15 protein-coding genes, 1 tRNA gene and 1 pseudogene are annotated in these 15,997 nt (G+C 71.5%); 9 read left to right on the top strand and 8 right to left on the bottom strand.

The window, feature by feature from the left end; genetic code table 11:
- A partial coding sequence (locus tag P3L51_RS29195) for a DNA-binding response regulator (protein WP_354608320.1) occupies positions 1-614 on the bottom strand: 614 nt, incomplete at its 3' end.
- Between the two features lie 67 nt (positions 615-681).
- Here P3L51_RS29195 and P3L51_RS29200 point away from each other — a divergent pair.
- Positions 682-1,527 carry an oxidoreductase gene (locus tag P3L51_RS29200; protein WP_354608321.1) on the top strand — a complete coding sequence of 282 codons (846 nt, stop codon included), beginning with the start codon at positions 682-684 and terminating at the stop codon, positions 1,525-1,527.
- 161 nt (positions 1,528-1,688) lie between these two features.
- Here P3L51_RS29200 and P3L51_RS29205 read toward each other — a convergent pair whose 3' ends face one another.
- Positions 1,689-3,257: a hypothetical protein gene (locus P3L51_RS29205; RefSeq protein ID WP_354608322.1), complete on the bottom strand. Its 1,569-nt coding sequence runs from the start codon at positions 3,255-3,257 to the stop codon at positions 1,689-1,691.
- A 561-nt stretch (positions 3,258-3,818) separates the two neighbouring features.
- Here P3L51_RS29205 and P3L51_RS29210 point away from each other — a divergent pair.
- Entirely contained in the window at positions 3,819-4,409 is a 591-nt protein-coding gene (locus P3L51_RS29210; RefSeq protein ID WP_354608323.1) for an SRPBCC family protein, read from the top strand.
- Positions 4,410-4,536: 127 nt separating this feature from the next.
- Here P3L51_RS29210 and P3L51_RS29215 read toward each other — a convergent pair whose 3' ends face one another.
- Positions 4,537-5,196, bottom strand: coding sequence for a TetR/AcrR family transcriptional regulator (locus tag P3L51_RS29215; RefSeq protein WP_354608324.1), 660 nt, complete (start codon positions 5,194-5,196; stop codon positions 4,537-4,539).
- A gap of 108 nt (positions 5,197-5,304) precedes the next feature.
- Between P3L51_RS29215 and P3L51_RS29220 the strand changes: the two are divergent.
- Positions 5,305-5,475, top strand: a pseudogene (locus tag P3L51_RS29220) (NADPH:quinone reductase); the annotation flags it as partial.
- A gap of 182 nt (positions 5,476-5,657) precedes the next feature.
- Here the strand turns inward: P3L51_RS29220 and P3L51_RS29225 are convergent.
- Positions 5,658-6,998, bottom strand: a complete 1,341-nt coding sequence (locus tag P3L51_RS29225) for a tetratricopeptide repeat protein (RefSeq protein WP_354608325.1) — start codon at positions 6,996-6,998, stop codon at positions 5,658-5,660.
- Complete coding sequence (locus P3L51_RS29230) at positions 6,995-8,524, bottom strand: DUF4331 domain-containing protein (protein ID WP_354608326.1); 1,530 nt, start codon at positions 8,522-8,524, stop codon at positions 6,995-6,997. Before P3L51_RS29230 ends, P3L51_RS29225 begins: the two co-directional genes overlap by 4 nt.
- A 303-nt stretch (positions 8,525-8,827) precedes the next feature.
- On the opposite strand from P3L51_RS29230, the gene P3L51_RS29235 reads away from it, so the two are divergent.
- From P3L51_RS29235 to P3L51_RS29260, 6 genes are all read left to right on the top strand, one after another.
- Positions 8,828-9,496, top strand: a complete 669-nt coding sequence (locus P3L51_RS29235) for a hypothetical protein (RefSeq protein ID WP_354608327.1) — start codon at positions 8,828-8,830, stop codon at positions 9,494-9,496.
- 203 nt (positions 9,497-9,699) lie between these two features.
- Positions 9,700-10,896 (top strand): helix-turn-helix domain-containing protein, encoded by a 1,197-nt coding sequence (locus tag P3L51_RS29240; protein WP_354608328.1) that lies wholly within the window; start codon positions 9,700-9,702, stop codon positions 10,894-10,896.
- 146 nt (positions 10,897-11,042) lie between these two features.
- On the top strand, positions 11,043-11,327 hold the full coding sequence (locus P3L51_RS29245) for a hypothetical protein (protein WP_354608329.1): 285 nt from the start codon (positions 11,043-11,045) through the stop codon (positions 11,325-11,327).
- A gap of 8 nt (positions 11,328-11,335) precedes the next feature.
- A complete protein-coding gene (locus P3L51_RS29250; protein ID WP_354608330.1) occupies positions 11,336-11,518 on the top strand; it encodes a hypothetical protein in 183 nt (60 codons plus the stop codon).
- Positions 11,519-11,643: 125 nt separating this feature from the next.
- Positions 11,644-12,150 carry a glycine-rich domain-containing protein gene (locus P3L51_RS29255; protein ID WP_354608331.1) on the top strand — a complete coding sequence of 169 codons (507 nt, stop codon included), beginning with the start codon at positions 11,644-11,646 and terminating at the stop codon, positions 12,148-12,150.
- Between the two features lie 64 nt (positions 12,151-12,214).
- Complete coding sequence (locus P3L51_RS29260; RefSeq protein WP_354608332.1) at positions 12,215-12,388, top strand: hypothetical protein; 174 nt, start codon at positions 12,215-12,217, stop codon at positions 12,386-12,388.
- A gap of 157 nt (positions 12,389-12,545) precedes the next feature.
- On the opposite strand, the gene P3L51_RS29265 is transcribed toward P3L51_RS29260, so the two are convergent.
- From P3L51_RS29265 to P3L51_RS29275, 3 genes are all read right to left on the bottom strand, one after another.
- Positions 12,546-12,621 (bottom strand) — tRNA-Lys (locus tag P3L51_RS29265).
- 173 nt (positions 12,622-12,794) lie between these two features.
- Positions 12,795-14,990, bottom strand: a complete 2,196-nt coding sequence (locus P3L51_RS29270) for a DEAD/DEAH box helicase (RefSeq protein ID WP_354608333.1) — start codon at positions 14,988-14,990, stop codon at positions 12,795-12,797.
- A gap of 260 nt (positions 14,991-15,250) precedes the next feature.
- Positions 15,251-15,850, bottom strand: coding sequence for a hypothetical protein (locus P3L51_RS29275; RefSeq protein ID WP_354608334.1), 600 nt, complete (start codon positions 15,848-15,850; stop codon positions 15,251-15,253).
- Positions 15,851-15,997: the final 147 nt, after the last annotated feature.

Raw genomic sequence — 15,997 nt, forward strand, 5'->3', positions numbered from 1 at the left:
TCCGACTCCAGGTCGGTCAGCAAGGACGCCACCCGGCGGCGGTACGTGCGCAGTGAGACGCCCAGGCGCTTCGCCGCCGACGTGTCCGTGCGGCCCGATGCCAGCTCGGCGAGGATCGCGCGGGACCGCGCGTCGAGGTGGGGGACGTCGCCGCGCAGGTAGGTGTCGAGGTCGGCGGCCGTGTCCCAGAGTGCGCGGAACATCGAGTGGACGCCGTCGACCAGGGTCTGGGACGTCGTCACCGTGTACTCGCGGCCGGCGGGGGTCTCCCGGCCGGCCAGGATCATCACCCGGCGGTCGATCAGGATCGTCTCGTGCGGCAGGCGCGAGCCGCTGATCCGTACGAGCGCCCCCGCGCCCCGCACCTGCCGCAGGTGCGCACGCGCCTCTTCGTCGGCGAGGGCGACCGGGCTGAGCAGTTTGCGGGTCGTGAAGCCGGGGGCGTACGACCCGCTCATCCGGGCCCGGACCGCCTGCCTCGCCGCCGGTTGCGACCACGTCCTGAGGTCCCGCGCGGCGCAGACGAACTCGCTCTCCGCGGATTCGAAGAGATGCCCGGCCCGCGCGACCAGCTCCGCGTCCCCTCGTACCGAAAACACGTGTTCGTTCCGCATTCGTTCAGTCTGGCACCAAGCTGCCACCGGCTCGCCGGGCGTCGCGACCCCGCGCACCATGGGCCTCATGACGATCAAGACTCTCTCCCTCGGCGGAGACCTGACCATCGACCGGCTCGGCTTCGGCGCGATGCGCCTGGCCACGGGCACCTTCGACGGCCCGACGCGCGCTCCCGAGACCGGGATCGCGGTGCTCCGGCGGGCCGTGGAGCTGGGCGTGAACCACATCGACACGGCCGGCTTCTACGGCGGAGGAGCCGTACGGGCCAACGAGCAGATCCGTACGGCGCTGACCCCCTACCCCGCCGGCCTGGTGATCGCGACGAAGGTCGGCCCGCTGCCCGGCCCGAACGGCAGGCCGAGCGGGCAGGCGACGCCTGATCAGCTGCGCGGCCTGGTCGAGGCGGATCTGCGTGCCCTCGGGCTCGACCGGCTCGACCTGGTCTATCTGCGGGTGGGCGGAATGACCGGGCCGGGCGGGGAGTCGATCGCGGAACGGTTCGCGGAACTGGCCCGGCTCCGCGCGGAGGGGCTGATCCGGCATCTGGGCGTCAGCAATGTCGACGCCGCCCAGTTCGCGGAGGCCCGCGAGATCGCGCCCGTCACGGCGGTGCAGAACCGGTACGCCGATGACATGGGGCTGCTCGCGGAGTGCGAGGCAGCGGGGATCGCGTACGTGCCGTACTTCCCGCTCGGCGGTGGCGGCACCCCGCTCGACACCGAACGGCTCGGCAAGGTCGCGGCCCGCCTGAACGCGACCACGGCGCAGGTCGCGCTCGCCGCCCTGCTGGCCATGTCGCCGTCGACCCTGGCGATTCCGGGCACCGGCTCTCTCGACCATCTGGAGGAGAACCTCGCGGCGGGCGACCTCGTACTCAGCGACGAGGACGTGTCCGAGCTGCGAGGCCGATGAGGCCGGCCGCGGAGAACAACCCCCCGCGGCCGACACCTGCGGCCGACACACGCGGCCGACCGACCGGCGGCCCGACCGAGCGACCGCCCGAGCGGGGCCTCACCGCCCGAGCGGGGCCTCACCGCCCGAGCGGGGCCTCACCGCCCGAGCGGCCGAGCGCCTCAGGTCGGGATGGGCTTGATCTTGCTGCAGTTCTTCCACTCCACCCACGGGCGGGCGCCGCCGCTCTTGGGCCCGGTGGCGTAGGTGGGATTCCCGGTGATCGTCTGCGTCTTCTCCTCATGGGTGATGTCGATCCCGAAGAGCTTGAACCCAAGGGTGAACTGCCCGGCGGAGATGCCGAATCCGATGCCCAGTGAGGCGTTCCACCAGTCGGTGTTGGCCTTGTAGTCGAGCCTGCTGAGCTTCCCCTTCTCGTGCAGGAGCCGTTCGAGCGGGCTCGCGTCGGGGCCCGGCACCTTGGCCGCGTCGGTCGGGGAGGGCAGCGGGTTCTTCGCGGGCTGGTCGCCGTTTCCGCGCAGCCAGTCCTCGACGAGGACGCTGTCGGTGTCGTTGTCGAGGATGAGTTCGGCCGTCTCGGTATGGATCTCCGACTGGGTGGATCCGCCACCGCCGCCGACATCGATCGTCACCGGACCGGCGTTGGCGCCGCCCTCGACCTTGACGCCGCCGCCACCTCCGGCCTCCTCGCTGGTGGTGATCACCAGCTTCTCCGGGCGGTGCGCCTTGCCGTCCGCCTTCTCCTGGTCGTAGGTCGCCGCGTCGTAGGTGACCGCCACCTGCTGCATCCGCTCGCCGATCGCGACCCCGCCGACACCGCCCGCCCCCTTGACGGTGAAGGTGTAGACGAAGGTGATCTTCCCGGCGTTCGGTCCGCTGTGCGCACGCATGACGACGACGTCCTCGGTCATCGTGCCGTTGGCCAGCTCGCCGGATATCTTCCCGAGATCCTTGGGGCCGTCGCCGGAGTCCTTGCCGCCCTTGCCGTTGCCCTTGAACTTTCCGCCGAAGTTCACGTTGCCGGAGGCCTCGATGGAGGTCTTGGTGATGTCGACGTCCGGTGCCTTCTCCGGCGGCAGGTCGGGCTTCTTCTTGCCTGCGTGGTAGCCGCAGATCATGCCCAGTTCGGAGGAACGGGGCCCGGCCGGGCGGGAGTTGCACTTGTCCTGGGCCTTCAGGTACTCGGTGAACTGCTTGGCGTCCTCCAGGTTCAGCTCCAGGTCCTTCTGCGGGTCGCCGGTCTTGTTCCCGGAGAAGAGCCACTGCCCGCCGCTGCCGCTGCCCGCCAGATACGTACCGCTCAGCTTGGCGCTGCCGCCCCAGTCCTCAAGGCCGCGAATGCCCGCGGAGATGCTGGCCGTGACCCCGCCGCCCACTTCGGTGATCCGCTCCAGGGTGACGGTGCCGTCGGACCACTGCTGAAGCTTGACCGTCTCCGAGCTGCTGATCTTGATGAAGAAGATCTGGACGACGACGGTGGTCTTGGTCTGCTCCTGCGACAGCAGACACCTGGTGGGCTCGAACGGGTCGCCGTTGGGTACGAAGGGGTCCCCGCCCTCGCCACCGCCTCCGCCGCCCTCTCCCCCGTCTCCACCGTCCGCGAAGTCGCCGGTGGCACAGGCCTCGTCCCCGCTCGTCGGGTGCAGCACCCGGCACACCGCGCTCTTGAGCCCGGTCGCCTCCTCGGCGGGCAGGCTCAGACCGACGATCGCGGCGATGATCGCGGCCACGACCCCGAACATCGCGGCGTACTCGGCCCCGCTCTGCCCTCGGTCACGCCACCTTCTGTCCTTCCACCTTCGGCCGTTCCACCCTCTGTCGCGCTGCCGCCCGTCAGACACCTGTTCTCCCGCCCCACGCCGTCATGCCCCCGAACGGCAGCAGAGTAAGTACAGGTCAGGGCCCATACGCAGGGCCCACGGACCCACGCGGGGGCCCTGTCCCCGCCGACTTGGCAGGTGTTCATCTGCCGGTTGACCAGGGGCCGTTTCAGGGCCACCGGACGGCCAGCGGACGGGCTGGGCGAAGCCCTCCGGCCGGGGCGGCGGACCGCGATCGAGAATGCCGACCCCACGCGCCTTCCGGACACCCGGACACCCGGCCGCCTTCAGGAACCGCACGCAGGGAGGTCCCGCGCGGCAAGCGGGACCGCCCGAGGCGACCGGCAGCACTGGACCGCGCCACGCTATGGTTACACTCGTAGCCTTGCGGCCGTAAGCACACGCATCGAACCTCGGTGTGCGCCGGTCGGTGACGCCCCATCAGCGCAGGACACGTGAGAGAAGGAACTCGTGATCACCACACGACGTAAGCCCTGGAAAGCCATGGCCGTCGCCACCCTCGGCGCGACGGTGACCCTGGCCGTCCAGCCGGCGGCGGTGGCGGACGCGGCGGAGTCGAGCACCCGCGGGTACCAGGAATGCCGGGGCGTGACCGTCGACAAGGACGCGCCCGTGATCAGCACGTCCAGCGTTCTCATCAAGGCGCCGCTGAAGACCGTCTGGCGACTGCACACGGACATCGACAACTGGTCCTCCTGGATACCGGAGATCACCCCGGCGCAGAAGAAGACGCCGGGCCCGCTGCGGCCGGGGTCGGTTTTCACCTGGTCCCCGCAGAACATGCGGGTCACGTCGACGGTCAAGACGGTCAAGTCCCTGCGCTGCACCGCGTGGGGCGGACCCGTGAACGGCATCGACGGCGTTCACCTGTTCACCTTCGAGCCGGTCAGGGGCGGCGTGCTCGCCACCACCGAGGAGTCCTGGGCGGGCGCCCCCGTCGAAGCCGACATCCCGGGCAGCCAGAGCAGCCTCGACGCGGGCCTCAAGGACTGGATGCACCGCCTGAAGGACACCGCCGAGACGCGCGACGACTGCCACTGACCCCGGCGACCACCCCGGGGCTCCCGCCCACGGGGCACCGCCCGTCACCCCCGCGGATCTGCCGACCCGGGCGCGTGGCGGGCGGCGCCGCGTGGGCGGGAGGGTGCCGCACCGGGCGCCGCCGGGGTCACGTGCCGCTGGCGCCCGCCCCGTCCGTGAAGTGCGCGAGCGCGGTGATGACACGTTCGGCGATGTCCGGCGGCCAGCGGAACGCGGGGGAAACCGCTCGCTGGTGGGCGAGGCCGTGCAGACCGATCCACAGCGCGACCGCGTCGGCGGGCAGGTCGGTGCTGGTCGCGACGCCGGCGGCGACGCACTCCTCAAGGGCCTCGGCGAGCCGCCGCATGCTCACCTGGCCGAGCGTGGCGACATCCTCCTCGGTCACGGAACTGGCGTTCGTATCAGGGTTCCAGAGCCCCCCGAACATGATCCGGTAGCGGCCGGGACGGGCTGCCGCGAAATCCAGATAGCCGTGGCACAAGGCCATCAGTCGCGCACGGGGTTCGTCACCCGCGGCGTCCATCGCGGTGCGCAGCAGTTCATCCAGATCCGTGAAGGCGTCGCGCACCACGGCCAGCATGATGGCGGGCTGGTCCGGGAAGTGGCGGTAGATCGAAGGGGCGGCGATCCCGACACGACGCGCGACGGAGCGCAGCGTGATGGCGCTTTCGTCGCCGGTCTCCTCAAGAAGGCCGACCGCCGCCGCCACGATCTCCTCGCGCAGCCGGGCACCCTCTCCACGACGGTTACGGACGCGGGCCTGTGTCGCTGATCTGTCCTCTCCCATGCCGTTACCTTACAGCGCGAAACTTACGGGCGACCCCCTCTTGCGGTCACTCGACTAACGGCCGCAGCCTTACGCTCGTAAGCAAGGTTGAGCGGACAGGAACCCACCATGAGCAGCACCGTCACCAGTGGCGTCACCGAGATCGTCCTCCCCGGTCCGGTGGAACCGAGCGGGCTACAGGTCCGGACGCGCGCCCTTCCCACCCCGGCCGCGGGGCAGGTGCTGCTGAGGATGGACGCGACCGGGGTCGCGTTCGCCGAGCAGCAGATGCGCCGCGGCGCCGCACGCCGCAACGTGCTGCACTACGGCCTCGGCGCCTGGCTCGCGCTGGTCTCCACCGCCGCGCTCTCCCTCGGCACTCCCGGCCCCTACTGGGTCCTCGCCCTCGCCGGTGGCGGCAGCGGCGGCTTCCCGTACGGCAGTTGAACCGCGGCCGCCGACGTGGTCAGCACGGCCGTGCCTCATTTCCGGGTCAACTCCCGTGCCAGCACGGCATGGTAGGGAGAGAAGTACGGGTTCGTCTCCAGCGCCTCGCGCACGTGGCGACGGGCCCCGGGCAGGCCGAGGGACTGTTCGATCGCACCTCGGTGGTAGCGGAACAGCGCGTTGTCCCAGCCGGTCGCCGCCGCCCGCCGTGCGTACTCCAGGGCCTCGCGGCTCCGCCCGTCCCGGTGCAGCGCCCAGGCCAGGGCGTCGGCCGTGATCACACCGCGGGTGCGAGCCCACTCCCCGCGCATCAGCTCCACCGCGGCTGCCGGGTCGCCGTGGTCGGCGGCGAACAGCGCCAGTTGGGGGTCGACGGGGCCGCCGTCCGCGCGCAGCAGCCGCACCTGGGCGGCCAGCGCGGCCTCGGCTCCGCCCGTCCTGGAATCACCGGGCCCCGAACCACCCGGCCGGGAACCACCCGCCCCGTCCATCGAGGCTCGCAGCTCGACCGCTTCCAGCAGGAACTGCGGCAGCGGAGTCCGTTCCGCCAGCCCTTCGTACGCGTCGAGCGCCTTGTCCGGCTCACCCCGCGCCGCGAGCACCCTGGCCGTCCCCGCGACCGCGTACGGGTACTCCGGTTCGGTGTCCAGGGCGTACCGGTAGTACGTCGCCGCCCGGTCGAGGTCCCCCCGCGACCAGGCCAGGTCGCCGAGCCGCGTCTGCGCGAAGGCGCGTTCGTCGGTCGTCGACGCGCTGTCCACGGCCCGCTCCAGGGCGATGGCGGCATCGGCCGGCCTATCGTTCGTCTCCAGGTCGTAGGCCGCTCTGGCGTACGCCGCCGAGCCGGGCGCCAGGTCGAGCAGCCGTTGCGCGGCGGCGCGCGCCGCCGGGTAGTGGCCGAGCTGGATCTCCGCGTCGGCCAGGACGGCGTACCCGTCGGGCCGGTCCGGTGCCATACGGGTGGCGCGCAGACCGTGTTCCCGGCCCTGCGCGAAGAGATGCCGGGCGTTGGCGAGCTGACCCCGGCCGACGACGGCGGCGTAGTTGCGGGTGCCGTCCAGGGCCAGGGAGCGGCGCAGCGCGCGGTCGGCGGCCTCCAGCCGGGCCGCGTCCAGAGTGGTCCTGGCCCGGTCGATCTCGGCGCGGGCGAGCGAGGCCCAGCCCACCGGATCCCGCGGGTACGCCTCCGTACGCTTCCTGGCGGTGTCGAGCCCGCCCGCCGAGGGAGCACCCATGGCGGGCGCGCCCCCGGCAGGAGCGACGGCGGCCGGGGCGGTGGCCGCCGGGCTCTCGGTGGCGGGCCCCAGATACAGGAGTCCCGCCACACAGCCCGCCACGGCCGCCGCTCCGCCCGCCGCGGTGATCAGACGCCTCACGGGCCCGCGTGCGGGAGGTTGAGGTAGGGGAACGTGGTCTGCGCGTCGGCCGGTTCGAGGCGCACGACGGGATCGGGCAGCAGATCCCGCGCGGACGCCCCGGCGGGCTCGCCCTCCAGCATCCTGATCAGCGGCCCGTCGATGTTGTCGTTGAGGCGGCGCCCGTTGGGGAAGCCCTGGAGGTCGCCGTCGAGCACGCCGTGGGCCTTCGGGTCCGCGGTGACCGGGGTGGTGAGGTTGAGCCGCAGCTGTTCGGCGAGCACGACACGCGACGGATCGGCGTCGGCGTTCATGGTGTGGGTGTTGAGGTCGAAGCCGAACAACGATCCGTTGGACTTCCCGATGCCCTTCATGAGCAGGGCCTGGATGTCTCGACGCGGGGTCGCCGGAGCCTTACGGCCCTGGGCACGCTCGATGCGCCCCGGCGGTACGGGATCGAGCGTCGCCGCCAGAAAGTCGGCGTCCAGGTGGTCGTCCTTCGGGGCGCGTGCCTGGAAGCGGTCCTCCGGCCCGCCCGGCTTCGCGAGGCCGACGGTCGATCCGTGGACGGCGAAGGCGACGTGCGGGGTGCCGTTCCGCGAGACCTGCCGGAAGGCGGGGGCCTGCCCGGCCAGGCTCCGACCGAGGTCCGCGCCCTGGCGCGAGACGGACGACCAGACGCCGACGACCGGATTGCGCCGCGCGTCACCGGCCAGCGCCACCTCACTCTTGGGCACCTGGAGCACCAGGCTGTTCACGTTGAGGGCGGACAGCGGCTGGGCGTCGGGCAGCCAGCCGGGCACCGGCCCCGAGGTCCCGGCGACGAACAGGCCGAAGACCTGGGTGTCCGCCTTGAACGATTCCGCCGCCTGCGTGGCGACCGTACGGCCACCGCCCGGCAGCTCCCGGATCGCCTGGGCGCGCAGCCTGCCGTAGTTCGGCATCAGGGTGCGTCCCGTATGGGTGGGTGCGGCGATGGCGTCGCGCAGCAGCGTCGTGACGGTGCCGTCCGCGGTGACCTTCTCCAGGGTGTACATCTGCCGGACACCCAGCGACCGGTCGTCCAGGGAAGTCACGGGCAGCGGACCGACCTTCGGACCCGTCCCGAACGGACGGCGGTCCTCGTTGCGGAAGGTCCAGCGGTAGGTCGCGTCGGGCGCTCCGTCCCCGTCGGCGTCCGTATGGATCTCGTACCGTGCCCCCGTCGCGAACGGGTGGTCCACCAGCGCGTTGGCCGCCGTCCCCGGCACCTGGAAGGGCCGTACGTTCGCGATGAGGGTGACCGTGCCGGTGTCCTCGGGGCTGGTGAAGGCGTAGACGTCTGTGATGTCCGTCGCGGTGTCCCGCAGCGAGGAGGGCGCGTCAACGTGACCGCCCGCCTCACCGACACCGGTGAGCGGGCCCGCCACCGACGCGGCGGTCAGGGCGACAGTGGCCGCGGCGAGCGCGCGGAGCTTGCGGCGGGTGGGGCCGGGCCCTCGGTCCGGGAGTCCCGGGCGCCGACCGGCGGATCGGTTGATTGCAGGAGTGCTTGCCATTTCGGGCATGACGTTCTCCAGTGCTGTGTGGGGGAGTTCCCTCAGAGTGAGGCGCTGTTGATCTTCGAATGACCAAAGCCGCCCCCCCTCACCGAATCGTGCCGATCTTTCCGCCTTTCGGGCTAATGAACGATTCCATTCACACACAAGTCGTGCACTTATATGCATCAATGGGCATACCTGACTAAAGATGCGCCTCAGTCCGCCACGTCGATCGCGGACGAACTCCGATGATGCGCAGCTCTGTTGGGTCCTACGCGCCCTGAATCCAGAGCGCGCTCCACGTCATCGGTCGAGAAAGAGCTCATACCTATGCGCGCACTCCGTCGTCTCACCGTCCTTGCCGCAGTGGCCGCACTCACCGTGCCGCTCGGCATGACCGCCGCCGGGGCCTCCGCCCCGCGGCAGTCGTCGGCCGCCCCCACGGCCGCTGTCGCCGAGCCCTTCCCAGGCGCCTACATCTCCCCGTGGGGAGACGCGCAGGTGGCCCTCGGGGACGAAGCGCTCGCGTGGATGCTGCGCGAAGGCATCACCCTCGAAGCCATCAGCCCGTTCCGGATGGACGTGGACGGCCGCGGCTTCTCCATGCCGATCGGATCGACGGCCGGCGACGGTCTCGACTCGAAGGGCCGGATCTTCTACCCCGGCGGGCTGCGCTTCCACCACAAGGCCTCCGGCAAGACCATCACGCTCCAGTCCACCTTCATCCGCGTGATGCCGACCCCGGCCTACTCGGCGGGCGTATCGGTCGACGGGAAGCGGCTCTCCGAGGAGGTCTCGATCGCCGAGTCCACCTACACCGAGGTAATGGCCGGGGCCCGCCCCAGCTTCACCGGCTTCCGCATCAAGCAGGCCCCCTTCTACCTGACGCAGGAGGCCGCCGACCTGTTCACGTCGGTGACGGGCGGCGAGTCCCCGCGCGTCGGCAGCCTGTTCGGGACGCTGACGCCGAACTTCGACTACGTCCCCACCCGCGGCTAGTGCTCTGACCGGACGGGCCCACCGGGTCCGTCCGGTAGGCGACCCGCTCCACCGCCGGTATCCGTGACGCGGTGCGTCACACATGTCGTTGCACGACGCCCCGCTCTCCTCCGGGAGGGCGGGGCGCTTCGTCGTGCTCGGCAGTACCGTGGATGCCTCACTCTCCGGCGGGGGTAGCTGTGACTTCAATGCACGGATCCGGCATGGGCGACCGCCTGGCGGAACTGCGGCTACGACGGAAGCTGACCCAAGAGCAACTGGCCGAGCGCGCCGGGCTCTCGGTCGACGTCATCCGGAAACTGGAGCAGGGCCGCAGGAACTCGCCCCGGCTCTCCAGCATCAACGCCCTCGCGAGCGCCCTGGACACCGAGCCCAGCTACCTCGTTGGGCAGCCCACGACGTTCGAGGTGCACGACGACCGGGAGGACAGGCTCCCATCCGTCCTCGCGCTGCGGGAGGCCGTCTCACCGGTCGCTGATCTCCTCGGAGGCGACGCGGACCCCGAGGACCCGCCCACCATCGACGAACTACGCGCCTCTTTGCGGTCAACGGAGAACATCCGCAAGGAAGGCCGCATGGGCGAGATCGGCATCCTGCTCCCGCAGCTCATCCGTGACGCCCGCGCGGCCGTGCACGCCTCGACGGGCGACGACCGGGCAGCGGCCAACTCCGTCCTCGCCGTGGCCTATCAGGTTGCCGCGACGACGCTCGCCGGACTCGGCAAGGAAGATGCCGCGTTCACAGCGATGGAGCGTTCCCTGACGGCGATCCGCGAGGGCGACGACCCGTGCCTCGAGACGATGGCCGCATCCACCCTGGCGTGGGTGTTCACCAGGCAGGGCCGGCTTGCCGACGCCGAGCGCGTCGCCCTGGCCCACGCCGAGAAGATCGAGCCCGGTTTCCGGTCCTCTCCGCAGGACCTGGCCTTGTGGGGAATCCTCCTGCTCCGCGCAGCGACAGCCGCCGTACGGCAGGAGAAGCATGACGCGGTGACAGACCTGTTGCGGATGGCGAAGGGTGCGGCCGAGAGCATGGGTGAGGACCGTCTCGTCTACGCGACCCCCTTCGGGCCGACGAACGCCGGTATCGCAGGCGTCAACTTCCTGGTGGAGATGGAGAGGAGCGACGAGGCGATCGTCGCCGCGCGCACCATCCCCAACCTCGGCTCCCTGCCGCCGACTTGGCGCGCCCGCTTTCAGGTTGATCGGGCGCTCGCCTACAGCGACCTCGGCAAGGACCGTTCAGCGGGCCGGGCGTTGCTGCTGGCCGAGGCCGACGCCCCGGAGTGGATGCGGTACCACTCCACCTCACGGCGCCTGGTGGAGGAGCTGAGGGGACGAGCCTCCCGCGCGGACACCGAGCTACTGGGCTTGGCCGCCCGACTCGGTCTTGCCGGGTAGGACACGACGTCCCACCGGGTTCCCTGAGTGGTACCGCACGACCCTGGAGTGTGATCGCGCGGATACCTAGCGTGGTCGACATCGTGCGGCGCCGAACAATTCCGCCAGAGCCTTCCGGCGCCGCTCCCACCCTCAGGGAGCCGACCGTGACACAACACCCGCCCGTCGAGGGCGCCACCGTCAGTCCGTCGCAGGCCGCGCGAGCGGCAAGCGTCCAGGCCGACTTGGACGCCGCCCGCACGGCCGCGCACAAGGCGTTCATGGCACACGTCTCGGACTGCTACGCCTGTCGGCGCCGCGGCACCGACTGCCAGGACGTCGGCGCGCTCAAGGCCCGGCTGCGCGAGACCAGGTCGGCCGGCGTCGCCGCGCGCGTGACCGCCGGGGACACCATCGCCGCACGGAACATGGCGGAAGCGGCGAGCGGATGACGTGCTGCGTGAAAGGTGGCCACGAGTTCCCCATCGAGGACTCGCGCGGCGCCCACTGCCCCGAGCACGGCGTGACGCTCCTGTACCGCGGCACCCCGATCCGCCCCGAGGACCTGACGCACGACTACCCGGCCCGGCCCGACTGGTTCACCCTCGGCCCGGCACCCGAGGGCGACGGCCCGGACCACTGACTCCCTCGCCCGCTGTCGCTGGGGAGCTCCAGCGGGCGAGGGGATGACTGCCCCGGCCGACAACTCCAGCCAGGAACCCCGGCCAGGGCGGTGTCCCATCCACCCATTACAGAGGAGAGACCCTCTTGAGTATCGCCTTTGAGGCACCCGTCACACAGGATGCCCGCGACCTGCTGACCGCCGACGAACTCGCGGCCGTCACCGCCACCGTCCAGACCAACAATCCCGGTATGGACCGGGATACCGCCGAAGCGATCGTCGTTGAGGCGCTGAAGTTCGAGGCGACCTGTGCCGCCTACGCCCGCGGCCCGCTGACTCCGTCCCGCGTGGTTGACGAGGGCTGGCACGCGCTGATCCTCCACACGCGCGTCAAAGCGCGGCTCGCCGAGCGCATCGGCCATTTCGTACACCACGTTCCCGAGGCCCCGGATCCCACCCGCCACGACCCGAACGTCCTTCTCCGCACGCAGGCCGCGATGGAGGACGCCGGATACGTCCCCGATCCGAAGCTGTGGGTCGGCCCGAGCGACACCAGCGTCCCCGTGGCCGCCTCGTGCCAGCACCGACCGGGCGGCCCCGAGGGCTCCTGCACCGGCGACCCTGACGGTGACGGTCCGAGCGGCCCGAACTGACGTTTCCGCAGACCTCGTTGCCCGGCGTCCGTACCGTCGTTGGGGAACCGAGAGAGGTGATCCGATGGAGTGGGCAGACCCGAGGTACACGGACGCAGTGGCCCGGTACCGGGCGGAGAAGGTGAAGGCCGGCCCCCAGAAGAAGCGCCCCGGCCTCAAGGGGGACCGGGTGTACGGGGACCCGTTCGTGGTGTTCGTCGACCCGGCGACCCTGAAGCCGTACACCGTCGCCCGCTGATCGAAACGGCCCCGCCTACTGAGCGCATCCGGTGGGCGGGGCTTCTACGTGTCGTGATCGTTTGCACTTCGATGGAGCCTCGCTGGAGCAAGTGCCCGAAAAGGGCTCCGGAAGTGACAACAGGCCCCGGCCAGAACCTTCCTGACCTGGGCCTGAGTGGTAGGCCGTGTGGGACTCGAACCCACAACCAACGGATTAAAAGTCCGCTGCTCTGCCAATTGAGCTAACGGCCCTTGACGAGGCATCCACGAGCATAGCCCGCCCGGGACGGCGAGCCGATCGGGTATCCCCCCGGTAGGGGGGTGGGCGCCGGGTCAGGGGTACGGGGCGGGGCCCGTACCGCAGCCTGGTCGGTGCGGTACGGGCCCCGTCGCGCGTGGACTCGGGAGTCCGGGGAGTCGGACGGTCAGCCGTTGCGCTTCCAGCGCGGCTTGTCGTCGCGGCGGCCGAACGAGCCCGTGCTCGTGCCCGTGCCGGTCGTGCCTCCGCGGTGGTCGTCGCGGCGGCCCGAGGGGCGGTCGTGGCCGCCGGAGCGGAAGCCGCCCGCGGGGCGGTCGTCGCGGCGGTCGCGGTTGAACGGGCGGTCACCGGTGGGACGGTGCTCGCGGCTCTGGAACGGGCGCGCACCCTCGCGGCGGTCGCCGCTCGCGGGGCGGTCGTCGCGGCGGTCGCGGTTGAAGCCGCCTTCCTTCCGGTCGTCGCGGCGGAAGCCGCCACCGGCCGGACGGTCGTCACGACGCTGGAAACCGCCACCGGCGGGCCGGTCGTCACGGCGCTGGAAACCACCACGGTCACCACTGCCGCCACGGTCGTCACGGCGGTCGCGGTTGAAGCCGCCCCGCTCGCCACCACGGTCGTCCCGGCGGTCGCCACCGCGGTCGTCGCGGCGCTGGAAGCCGCCACGGTCACCGCTGCCGCCGTCGCGCGGGGTATAGCCCTTCGCGCCACCACGGCCGCTGCGCTCACCGCGGTCGTCCCGGCGGCCGTAGTTGCCACGCTCGTCGCGCGGCGCCTGCGCCGGTACGGACGGGGCTGCCGCCGCTGCCTCGATGGCCGCCGCGGCCTCGGCCGCGACCTCCGCCACCGCCGCCTCCGGGTCGTCCCCACGCTCGCGCGCCGCACGCGCGACGAGGCGGTCGGCCTCTTCGCGCAGCTCGCCGGCCCGGCGCTGGAGGCGCTCCAGTTCCTTGGTCAGGTCGGCGACCTCGCGCTCCGCCTGCTTGGCGGAGTTGTTCGCGGAGTCGGCCTGCACCTCGGTCAGCGAACGGGCGCCGGTGATCTCGGCGACCTCCGGCTCGAACGCGCCGGCACCGGCGACCATGTGACGCGCGGCGTCGACGCCCGCGTCCTCCATCAGCCGGAAGATCTGGCGGCGCTGGTGCGGCAGGGCCAGCGAGACGACGACGCCGGACTTTCCGGCGCGCGCCGTACGGCCCGAACGGTGCAGGTAGTCCTTGTGGTCACCGGCCGGGTCCACGTTCAGGACCAGGTCGATGCCGTCGACGTGGATACCGCGGGCGGCCACGTCGGTCGCGACGAGCGCGTTGACGTGACCCTCCTTGAAGTCCGCCAGCGTCCGGGTACGAGCGCCCTGCGTCATACCGCCGTGCAGCGCGTCCGCCTTCACACCCGAGTCACGGAGCTGCTCGGCGATACGGTCGGCGCCCAGCTGCGTACGGACGAAGATGATCGTGCGGCCCTTGCGCGCCGCGATGGCGGCCGTGACCGGCGCCTTGTCCTTGGGCTTCACGACGAGCACGTGGTGGCTCATGGTCGTGACGTTGCCCTGCGCGCTGTCGACCTCGTGGTGCACGGGGTTCTTCAGGTAGCGCTTGACCAGCGTGCTGATCTCGTTCTCCATCGTGGCGGAGAAGAGCATGCGCTGGCCGCCGGCCGGCACCAGGTCGAGCAGCTCGGTGACCTCGGGCAGGAAGCCCAGGTCGGACATCTGGTCGGCCTCGTCGAGGATCGCGATCTGGACGTTCTCCAGCGAGCACGCGCCGCGGTTGATGATGTCGCGCAGCCGGCCCGGGGTGGCGACGAGGACGTCGACACCGCGCTCCAGCGCGTAGATCTGGTTGCCCATGGACGTACCGCCGCAGACGACCTTCATCTTCAGGCCGAGCACGTCGCCGTACGGCTGGAGGGCGTCGGCGACCTGCATCGCCAGCTCGCGGGTCGGGGTCAGGATGACGCCGCGGGGCTTCTTCTTCTCGGTGTGGCCCTCGGAGAGGGTCGCCAGCAGCGGCAGACCGAACGCGAGGGTCTTGCCGGAGCCGGTACGGCCGCGGCCCAGGATGTCCTTGCCGGCCAGGGCGTCCGGGATGGTCGCGGTCTGGATCGGGAAGGGCGCGACGACGCCGTTCTGGGTGAGCTTGCGGACGATGCCTTCGGGCAACCCCAGGTCGCCGAAGGTGATTTCGGGAGTCTTCGGGGTCGCGGGGGCCTCGGTCGTCCCGACGGCCTCCACCACCTCGGTGGTGTCTTCCACGGCTACGGCTACGGCCTCAACGGCCTCGGCGACCTCTGCCGTGATGCTCTCGATCGAGTCGTCGGAGTCGTTCTCGGGCATGACGGTGTGGTCAGTACTGGAAATGGACATGCGAAATGCGAAACCTTCCGGAGTCTCGGCACGCGCCCAAACTCCGTGATTCGCAATTCGACCGCCTCAATGCGGTCAGCCACGGCAAGGGAGAGTACGCGCCACGCGGCGCTCTTCTGTGTCGGCGCCGGGCAATGATCAAACGATCTACTACCATACGCACCGCTCCCCCTACCTGGCAAACCAGGCCCCTCGCGATCCCCGTCACACCGGCCTCGCGCCCGGCCTCGCGCCGGTCCCGGGCCGGCCTCACACCGGCCTCACACCGGCCCCAACTGCGGCGACGCCGCCGGCTCCTTCCGCATCCCGAAGCCGTCGCCCGGCGACAGGGCGCTCGTCCGTACGTCCGCCATCGGCGACGCCGACGGCGGCTCCGGCGGAGTGCTCGGCTCGGGCTGTGCCGGAGGCTCCGGGTCCGGGTTGGGCGGTGGCGGCTCGGAAGGCGGCGGCGGGGTCCGGGTCGGCTGTTCCACGGGCGGTACCTCGCCACCCGGCGGCCCCGGCGCGGAGGGAAGCGGCTTGCCGTCCGGGCCCTTGGACGGCTTCGCCGACGGGTCGCCCGACGCCTCCGGACCGCCCGGCTTCCCCTTCCCGCCGCGCTCGCCGCTGTGCCCGGCGCCCTTCGGCCCCGCGCCGCCCCGAGCGTCGGCCGGCAGGCCCACGCCGGCGTCCGCCGCCGTACCGCCGTCCCGCTCGGCCGCGGCCTCGCGCTCCTCGGCCGACCGCGAGGGGGCCGGCTTCCCTTCGTCGTCGCCGACGCTCATGCAGCCCGTGGAGGTGGCGACCGCCACCGAGGTGACGATCCAGACGGCGAAACGGCCGGGGGCGGACAGACGGCCGGGGGCGGACAACTTGCGCACGCGGGGCACCTCCGGGGGCGTGAAACGGCTCGCCCGCCGAAGGAGGCCCGACGGCAGGGGAAGGACTGCCCTGCTCAACTTCCTTTTCCCCACAAGGGACACGCCCGGCACGCGCTCAAGCCCGCCCGACCACCTCACACCCTGTCT

Origin of the sequence: Streptomyces panacea, from assembly GCF_040560175.1 — a bacterium.
Classification (GTDB): domain Bacteria; phylum Actinomycetota; class Actinomycetes; order Streptomycetales; family Streptomycetaceae; genus Streptomyces; species Streptomyces panacea.

Excerpts from the sequence above, each read along its gene's own strand:
- P3L51_RS29200 (WP_354608321.1), top strand. The coding sequence starts at position 682 with ATGACGATCAAGACTCTCTCCCTCGGCGGAGACCTGACCATCGACCGG.
- P3L51_RS29215 (WP_354608324.1), bottom strand. The coding sequence starts at position 5,196 with ATGGGAGAGGACAGATCAGCGACACAGGCCCGCGTCCGTAACCGTCGT.
- P3L51_RS29230 (WP_354608326.1), bottom strand. The coding sequence starts at position 8,524 with ATGCCCGAAATGGCAAGCACTCCTGCAATCAACCGATCCGCCGGTCGG.
- P3L51_RS29235 (WP_354608327.1), top strand. The coding sequence starts at position 8,828 with ATGCGCGCACTCCGTCGTCTCACCGTCCTTGCCGCAGTGGCCGCACTC.
- P3L51_RS29240 (WP_354608328.1), top strand. The coding sequence starts at position 9,700 with ATGGGCGACCGCCTGGCGGAACTGCGGCTACGACGGAAGCTGACCCAA.
- P3L51_RS29260 (WP_354608332.1), top strand. The coding sequence starts at position 12,215 with ATGGAGTGGGCAGACCCGAGGTACACGGACGCAGTGGCCCGGTACCGG.
- P3L51_RS29270 (WP_354608333.1), bottom strand. The coding sequence starts at position 14,990 with ATGTCCATTTCCAGTACTGACCACACCGTCATGCCCGAGAACGACTCC.